The organism is Alicyclobacillus suci, from assembly GCF_017329615.1.
In the GTDB taxonomy this organism is placed as follows: Bacteria; Bacillota; Bacilli; order Alicyclobacillales; family Alicyclobacillaceae; genus Alicyclobacillus; species Alicyclobacillus suci.
Genome location: NZ_JAFMTW010000037.1, coordinates 26906 through 35259 on the forward strand (window position 1 = coordinate 26906; position 8354 = coordinate 35259).

General features: G+C 52.2%; 7 protein-coding genes and 1 CRISPR repeat array. Of the genes, 6 read left to right on the plus strand and 1 reads right to left on the minus strand.

What is annotated here, in order from left to right; genetic code table 11:
• Position 1 precedes the first annotated feature (1 nt).
• The 6 genes from cas7b to cas2 are packed head-to-tail and all read left to right on the plus strand — an operon-like array spanning position 2 to position 6068.
• Positions 2-949, plus strand: a complete 948-nt coding sequence (cas7b, locus tag J3482_RS15240; RefSeq protein WP_206922656.1) for a type I-B CRISPR-associated protein Cas7/Csh2 — start codon at positions 2-4, stop codon at positions 947-949.
• On the plus strand, positions 946-1740 hold the full coding sequence (gene cas5, locus J3482_RS15245; protein ID WP_206922657.1) for a CRISPR-associated protein Cas5: 795 nt from the start codon (positions 946-948) through the stop codon (positions 1738-1740). Before cas7b ends, cas5 begins: the two co-directional genes overlap by 4 nt.
• A complete protein-coding gene (gene cas3 / locus J3482_RS15250; protein WP_206922658.1) occupies positions 1737-4223 on the plus strand; it encodes a CRISPR-associated helicase Cas3' in 2487 nt (828 codons plus the stop codon). Before cas5 ends, cas3 begins: the two co-directional genes overlap by 4 nt.
• A gap of 19 nt (positions 4224-4242) precedes the next feature.
• Positions 4243-4758 (plus strand): CRISPR-associated protein Cas4, encoded by a 516-nt coding sequence (gene cas4 / locus J3482_RS15255; protein WP_206922659.1) that lies wholly within the window; start codon positions 4243-4245, stop codon positions 4756-4758.
• A gap of 37 nt (positions 4759-4795) precedes the next feature.
• Positions 4796-5791: a type I-B CRISPR-associated endonuclease Cas1b gene (gene cas1b / locus J3482_RS15260; protein WP_206922660.1), complete on the plus strand. Its 996-nt coding sequence runs from the start codon at positions 4796-4798 to the stop codon at positions 5789-5791.
• 13 nt (positions 5792-5804) lie between these two features.
• Positions 5805-6068, plus strand: coding sequence for a CRISPR-associated endonuclease Cas2 (gene cas2, locus J3482_RS15265; protein WP_206922661.1), 264 nt, complete (start codon positions 5805-5807; stop codon positions 6066-6068).
• 201 nt (positions 6069-6269) lie between these two features.
• Positions 6270-8166: a CRISPR direct-repeat array (repeat unit 30 nt; unit sequence GTTGATAGCCTGCCTTAGAGGGATCGAAAC).
• A 94-nt stretch (positions 8167-8260) separates the two neighbouring features.
• Here the strand turns inward: cas2 and J3482_RS20980 are convergent.
• On the minus strand, positions 8261-8354 hold a 94-nt coding region (locus J3482_RS20980), incomplete at its 5' end, for an ATP-binding protein (protein ID WP_236018284.1).

Genomic DNA, 8354 nt, shown 5'->3' on the forward strand with positions numbered 1-8354 from the left:
CATGAACAATAGTGAACTGCTGTTTCTCTATGATGCTCAATTGGCAAACCCCAATGGTGATCCGGACGACGAAAACCGCCCGCGCATGGATTACCAGTCGCGACGCAATCTGGTGAGTGACGTCCGGCTCAAACGCTACATACGTGATTACCTTCAGGATGCCGGACACGAACTGTATGTAGCACAGCCACGTCAGGGAGAAGTCGTGACCGCGGACAAGCGGCTGCAGACTGTACTGGGCGGAAAAAAGCCAACGGTCAAGGATTTGCCTGAGATTCTTGATCAACTCATGGACATCCGGTTGTTTGGCGCAACCATGCCGATCAAAGGGGAGGGAGGCGGCGCTGGTTCTTCAATTCAAGTGACAGGGCCGGTGCAATTCACCTGGGGATACTCTCTGAATCACGTGGACCTCGTGAATTCGTATACCATCAGTTCTCGATTCAGTTCCCAGGATGAGAAGAACCAAGGTACTTTTGGGAAAGACTATCGTGTCTACTATTCTCTGCTCACGTTTGCGGGAGTGGTCAGCGGAAAACGAGCGGAGATCAGCCGCTTGACGGAGTCGGACTTGGCTTGGCTGGACCAAGCGTTGGTAGAGGCGATTCCACTGCAGACCACACGTAGTAAAATCGGTCAGTTTCCACGCCTGTACATGCGTGTGGAATATGTAGATGACCGCACGGTGCTCGGGGATTGGCGGGAACTGTTGGATCTCGACGAGAAGGAGAATCTGCGCAGTACTGTTGACGTTCGCCTGCGGGTGGATCGGTTGGTGGCCCGGATTACAGAAGCCAGGGCGCGAATCGCGGCAGTGCATCTGTGGCAGCATCCGGATTTTCGTGTCTGGTATGGTGCGGAGTCCGTGCGATTGGCCGATGTCATCGATTCAGCCGCCGCAGGACTGGTGGTTCCGGTTGAGACTGGGTTGAAAGCGGGATCACAATGACAATACGAGCAGGCGGCATGGTCGTTTTTGAGCTCAGCGGCAGGATGGCACATTTCCGAAAAATCCACACGAATTCTTCTTCCTTGACCTATCTCTTGCCGCCAAGAACAACACTCAGCGGAATCGTGGCCGCCATTTTGGGGCTTGAGCGGGACACGTACTATGAGCATCTGGGTCCGACACAAGCGAGACTGACGGCGTCATTGCGCACTCCCGTACGCACGGTGATACAGACCATGAACAACCTGTTTGTGAAATCCCCCTCGGATGTATCAGGGAAGAGCGGCCACACCCAGGTACCTACGGAACTGGTCGTGCCTGAGGCGACGTCGGGGCAGTTGGTATATCGCGTGTACTTCTCTCATGCAGACCCGGCAGTCATGGAAACTTTGGCTGAGAGAGTGGCGGCACAGATGCCGGCATATCCGATATCCCTTGGCACAGCACCGATGCTCGCTTCAATCCGACTGGTGGAAGTGCTTGCGGCTCATCAACTGGAACGCATACCACCAGGAGTGGATCTCTCGTTGATGACGCCCTGTTTGATGGAGGATGTGATGGGGTGGACGGATGTTGTCGACCCGTTCGGGACGGGGGTACAGGTCATCAAGGATTTGATGCCGTACAGTTTTGGCCCTGGCCGAAGCCGTGGGTGGAACCGGGAGTTTCTGGTCGAGCGCAAGGGACAACCGCTGCCAGTCCGGCTGCGGTGTCAGGCGTGGCGACTGACCTATGAGAATCAAGAGAGTGAAATGGTTGCTTTCGCGGAGGATGGTGGTTCGGCACGATGAGTGTGCTTTCTCACATTCGGCGAGATGCGGACGGCAACGTGGTTTCTACGACTCTTCTCGCTGCACATCTTCAAGCCGTGGCCAATGCTGCTCGGGCAGCATTGGCCTCCGGCGATGAAACGATGCAGCGACTGGGGGCTCTGGCGGGGCTGACCCATGATTTCGGAAAATTCACGTCTTATTTTCAAGCCTATTTGCAAACTGGCGTGCCACATCCCAAGGGACTTCAACAACACGCGTTCATTTCAGCGCTGTACGCAGCTTTTACGGCGTATCGCGCACAGAAAGAACATGCGTGGCTGTCTGCATGGGACCCACTCCTGATTTATTTGGCAGTGAAGCATCACCATGGGGACTTCCTGAACCTCGATTTGGACGTGGGTCGTCAGTTCATGCGCGGTCCGGATCCACTCGCGATTTCGAATGCATTGGCAGACCCATTGGATAGGACGAGTCAGCAGGTTCAGGATTTAACGCCGCGTTTGGCGATCGTCGAGCAAGCGTTGCTTGAAGCGGCAAGCGTTGTACAGGACTGGCTTCCACCAGACTGGCAGCCGAACGTCGCTGCGTTCTTGCAGTACGGATGGTGGCAGACCTTTGACCAACTGGTCAAGGATGCGCGCGTTTACCGACGCACAGCTGAGCGAGACGGTCACATCCAGTATATCCGTCTCCTCGGTTGTTTCTCCGCGTTGATCGACGCGGACAAGCGTGATGCAGCGCAATTGGAGGGTGGGCAACGCCCGGTGGTTCCCACGCGGATTGTGGACGACTACGTATACCGGAATTTTTCCGCCGATTCATCCATGGCAAATGTACGATGGGTCCTGTATGAGCAAGTCACTGAACGGGCTTCGGCAAATGCTGGTGCGCGGTTGTTCACCCTCACGGCACCGACCGGGAGCGGTAAAACCTTATCGGCGCTGGCTGCGGCAATGCAACTGCGCAGACATGCGGTGGAGCAAGGCCGTATGGCGCCCCGTATCATTTACGCGATGCCGTTCACCAGCATTATTGATCAGAATGCGGGCGTACTGCGCAGCGTCCTGTCCGCAGTGGACGGATTTACGAATAATGAGTCCCAATATTTATTAGTGCATCATCACCTCGCGCCTGTTCAGGCACAGCGGGATGGTGTCGAGCGGCCGGTGGATGAAGCGTTGATGTTGCAGGAAGCGTGGGACAGCGAGTTCATCGTCACGACCTATGTTCAGCTTTTCGACACGCTGCTGGGTTATCGCAATCGCGCACTCAAACGCTTCCACCGTCTGACCAACGCCATTCTCATTTTGGACGAGGTCCAGAGCTTGCCAGCAGAATACTGGCCATTGATAGGGAAGGTACTTGAATTAGCGGCTCGTGCCAGCAATGTCCAGGTGATTTTGATGACGGCAACTCAACCGCGCTTCCTGACCGCCGAGGCGGTGGAACTGGCTGGAGATGAGAAGGAAGTGGCACAGCGGTTTACGGCGTTGGACAGGGTCGATCTACATGTGGATTTGTTCCCACTTTCTATCGACGCGTTTGTCGATGCATTTTTGGACGAGTACGATCCGCAGCAGTCCTATCTCCTTATCTTTAATACGATTCACACGTCCATCGAGGTTTTTCAACGCTTGCAGCAACGCTTGGATGGTGCAAATGCGTACATGTCGTACTTGTCTGGCAACGTCGTACCGGCGATGCGTAGAGAGCGAGTGGACTCATTAAGGGCGACCACCCAACCGGTGTTGATTGTGGCCACGCAAGTGGTGGAAGCCGGGGTTGATTTGGACGTACACGTGGTTTACCGCGAACTGGCACCGTTGGATGCGGTCGTGCAATCGGCTGGACGTTGCAATCGAAATAACACACGGGGTCGACGAGGAGCGGTTCGTGTCTTTCAATTGCAGCCGGAGTCAGGCAGACGTCCCTCCATGGAGGTTGTGTACAAACGATTTAAAGCTGAGGCCACGATGCGTACGCTGCGAAAGTATGTGGAAGATGAACAGCGAGGAATGATTCGCGAGGCGGAACTTCCAAAACTGGTTACGGATTACTTTCAAGCGCTTTCAGAACAGATTTCTTCAGGAGATAGCTCGCAAATCTGGCAAGCGGTCTCCGAGTTGAATTTTGCCCCTGGTGGAAATCACGAGCGTCTTGCTGTGTGCGATTTTCAGCTGATTACGGAGTATCCATCGTATGTGAACCTGTTTGTGGAATGCAATGATGCTGCGGCGGATCTGTGGGCGTGGTATCAGGACGATGTACGGAGAGAACCGGATTGGCGTCGTCGTCAGGAGAATTATCTCCGTCGCAAGGCGGAATTTCACGGGTATATCCTATCGGTGCATCGGAAACGGGCACTCGCGCTCGGCGCTAAGCCAGCGGATGAGGACGTGGATGGGCTTTGGTATCTACCTGGGGTTGGCGGTGATCACGCATATTATGACCCGATGACGGGGTTAGCGTATCATCCCGAAGACGTAGCGCTCATGCTTTGAAAGACGAGGAGTGATTTTGGTGGCAGACACAGTTCCAGATGAAGTACACGTCACTGGCACGCTGGTGTGGTACTATCATGTCTGCCCACGCGAGGCCTGGTTGATGTCGCGGCAACTGACGCCTGACGAAGAAGATGACAACATTCGCATTGGTCGTCTGATTCATGAGGAGTCGTATGTTCGCTTTGCACGCGAGGTGACCACCGCAGCAGGAAAGATGGACAGGCTCGTGCGTCGGGATAGCCAGTGGGTGGTGTATGAAGTTAAGAAGAGTTCCCGTCATGAAGTGTCAGCCCGGATGCAACTGTTGTACTATCTCCTCCAATTGCATGAAGATGGCATAGAGGCAGTGGGGGAACTGCATTTTCCGGAGGAGAGACGCGTGGTACGGGTGACGTTAGGACCCTCGGAGATGTGTGAAATTCAAAATACGGTGGAGGAAATTCAAACCCTGATGTCACAGCCCTTACCTCCGCCGCCACAGCGGATCCCCGTATGTCGTCAATGTGCGTATGCGGAGTTCTGCTGGGCGTGAGGATCCTAGTGATGGTGTGACGCCGGGAGGAAAGATCATGGTCGAGAAAAGTCTTTACATTTTCTCAAACGGAGAATTGAAGCGAAAGGATAACACCCTGTTCTTCGAAACGACAGAAGGCAAGAAGTTTATTCCGATCACGACAGTACGGGAGATCTTTCTTTTTGGAGAGGTTACGTTCAACTCCAAGCTACTTGATTTCCTGTCCCAGCAACAGGCGCTTGTGCACTATTTCAACCATTACGGGTATTATTCCGGTACGATGTATCCTAGGGAGCGAATTGCGTCGGGTGATATGATTCTTCGGCAGGCTGAGCACTACTTGGATACGAACCGTCGCATGGCGATTGCACAGCGTTTTGTTCAAGGAGCTGCACAAAATTTGCGTCGAGTATTAAAGTACTATCAAGGGCGGGGGAGGGATGTCGAAAATCCGCTGAACAAGATTGAATCCTTGATACCCTCAGTATCGTCGTATGATGATGTGAATCAATTGATGGCTATCGAGGGAAACATCCGAGAAGCTTACTACCAAGCGTTCAATGCGATATTATCCAACGCGTACTTTCGGTTCGAAGGGAGGACAAAGCGTCCGCCGAAAAGTCCCCTCAACGCGCTCATCAGTTTTGGAAATTCGATGCTTTACACGACGGTCCTCAGCGAAATCTACAAAACACATCTGGATCCGAGGATTGGTTATCTTCATGCGACGAATTTTCGGCGATTTACACTCAACTTAGATGTCGCCGAGATCTTTAAACCGATTTTGGTCGACAGAATCATTTTTTCAATGATTGACAAAGGCATGCTGAAGGCGTCGCATTTCGTGAAGGCATCCGAGGGCATCTTTCTCAATGATGCTGGTAGAGGTGCATTCGTCAAGCAATGGGACGAACGGCTGCAACAAACGATACAAGTGCGCGAACTCGGTAGATCTGTGTCTTACCGCAGATTGATTCGCATGGAGCTGTACAAACTGGAAAAGCACCTTTTGGAAGAAAAGGTATATGTCCCGTTTGCGGCACGTTGGTAACGGAGGTGGCGCAATGTTTGTCATTGTCATGTACGACGTTCACGTCAAGCGTGTTGCCAAGGTCTTAAAGACGTGTCGGAGATATCTCTATTGGGTGCAAAACTCCGTACTTGAAGGAGAGATTTCCAAGGCTGATTTTGCAGCTCTGAAGCGAGAGCTTGCTGAAATTATTTCACCCGATCACGACTCAGTCCTCTTCTACACTTTCCGTACGACGCGGTATACGAGTCGTGAGAGCATTGGCATGCAAAAGGGAGGGGAAGATCGGTTCCTGTGAGCCTGACTAATGCGGGCCCTGGCCGGTCCAACATGTCGTCGGTCATGGGTCTCGCCAAAATGCCGGGGGATCGACGACAGGCCCCTATACATCGATTTGCCAATTACAGCGCTGGTGTTTACCAATTTGCTAGCTGACTGATAAGATGGTGATGGATTGGACAGTGCAGTTGAATTTGGCGTGTTGATGCGGTGGAAGTGGGTTGATAGCCTGCCTTAGAGGGATCGAAACATGTACCTGTGTTGGAGTTGTCACCACAAGGCGACAAAGTTGATAGCCTGCCTTAGAGGGATCGAAACTTTTGATGACAGGCGAGCACGCGGGCGACGCGCACTCGCGTTGATAGCCTGCCTTAGAGGGATCGAAACTCGCGTACAGCAAAGCAACAAGATGTACCAACATCCGTTGATAGCCTGCCTTAGAGGGATCGAAACTACCGAACGACGATCGTGCTCGTGCGTTCAATCACGTTGATAGCCTGCCTTAGAGGGATCGAAACTCGAATCCATCAAACGGTTCGATTTCCAACAGTAATATGTTGATAGCCTGCCTTAGAGGGATCGAAACATGCTTGCTTAACCTCGCGTAATTCACGAACCGTCATGTTGATAGCCTGCCTTAGAGGGATCGAAACTTCTTCATCCGCTCATCTACGGCATCCCAATATGGGTTGATAGCCTGCCTTAGAGGGATCGAAACCAGATAATCCACAAATACAACTACACGTTTGCTAGGGGTTGATAGCCTGCCTTAGAGGGATCGAAACGTGCAACGCCTTCTTCCGAGCCAACCGGTATTCCTCAGTTGATAGCCTGCCTTAGAGGGATCGAAACGAAAAGGCGAGACCCGAATGGGAAGCAGTACTGAAACAGTTGATAGCCTGCCTTAGAGGGATCGAAACAACATTTCCTACGCGCACGCTGATGCAGTATGTATACGTTGATAGCCTGCCTTAGAGGGATCGAAACTCGGGCAGCGCGGAGGAAACAAGCGGAAATATCAATCGTTGATAGCCTGCCTTAGAGGGATCGAAACGTTCGTCGCGTTCAGCTATCACACACTCTGCAAGTTTCGTTGATAGCCTGCCTTAGAGGGATCGAAACATTGGGTAGACACATATGTCCTGGCGGAATTTGTTGGTTGATAGCCTGCCTTAGAGGGATCGAAACATCTCGCCGCCCGTGCTATCATTCAAGTGCACTGTATGGGTTGATAGCCTGCCTTAGAGGGATCGAAACTAGGATGCCTACAATCGCCGAGAAGTGCTCCTGGAGTTGATAGCCTGCCTTAGAGGGATCGAAACAACATTTCCTACGCGCACGCTGATGCAGTATGTATACGTTGATAGCCTGCCTTAGAGGGATCGAAACTCGGGCAGCGCGGAGGAAACAAGCGGAAATATCAATCGTTGATAGCCTGCCTTAGAGGGATCGAAACGCAAATGAGCACGGATCTAAAATACGGGAGATAGGTTGATAGCCTGCCTTAGAGGGATCGAAACCCACAATTGGGGGAATGGTAAAATGTATCAATGGGCTGGTTGATAGCCTGCCTTAGAGGGATCGAAACAAGGAATGGAAATGTAATGTGAGTACGTTATAAGGTAAGTTGATAGCCTGCCTTAGAGGGATCGAAACAGCGAAGCTGAAGAGTATATGAATATGCGACTAGAGCGTTGATAGCCTGCCTTAGAGGGATCGAAACGTCAACGAGTAGATGAGCCCTTGCACACGATAACAGGTTGATAGCCTGCCTTAGAGGGATCGAAACTCGTCCCTGCAGGATTGGCTACGTCGTGAATCCATGTTGATAGCCTGCCTTAGAGGGATCGAAACTGATGAATGCGACGGACGAGATGGGCGGTGAACTGCGTTGATAGCCTGCCTTAGAGGGATCGAAACACAGATCAATCTTGGGCAAAGAGTCCAACCAGTGAGTTGATAGCCTGCCTTAGAGGGATCGAAACACAAGAATGGGCACGCGGTTAGAGGTGGTAAACCGAGTTGATAGCCTGCCTTAGAGGGATCGAAACGAGGAAGCATTATCATTGACGACTCACACGATTTCGGTTGATAGCCTGCCTTAGAGGGATCGAAACAATTTATATACACGCGACTTTATTCGTGTTTTTCGCAAGTAAAAAGTGCAGAGAAACGCTGCGGATTTGTGCATAGGCACCGCAACACAGAAGATTACGACGACTTCGTTCCAGATAAGGCATGTTTCAGGCGGTAGCTCTCGCCGGTGAACGCCAAAACGTGGGCGTGGTGGACGAGTCGGTCCACG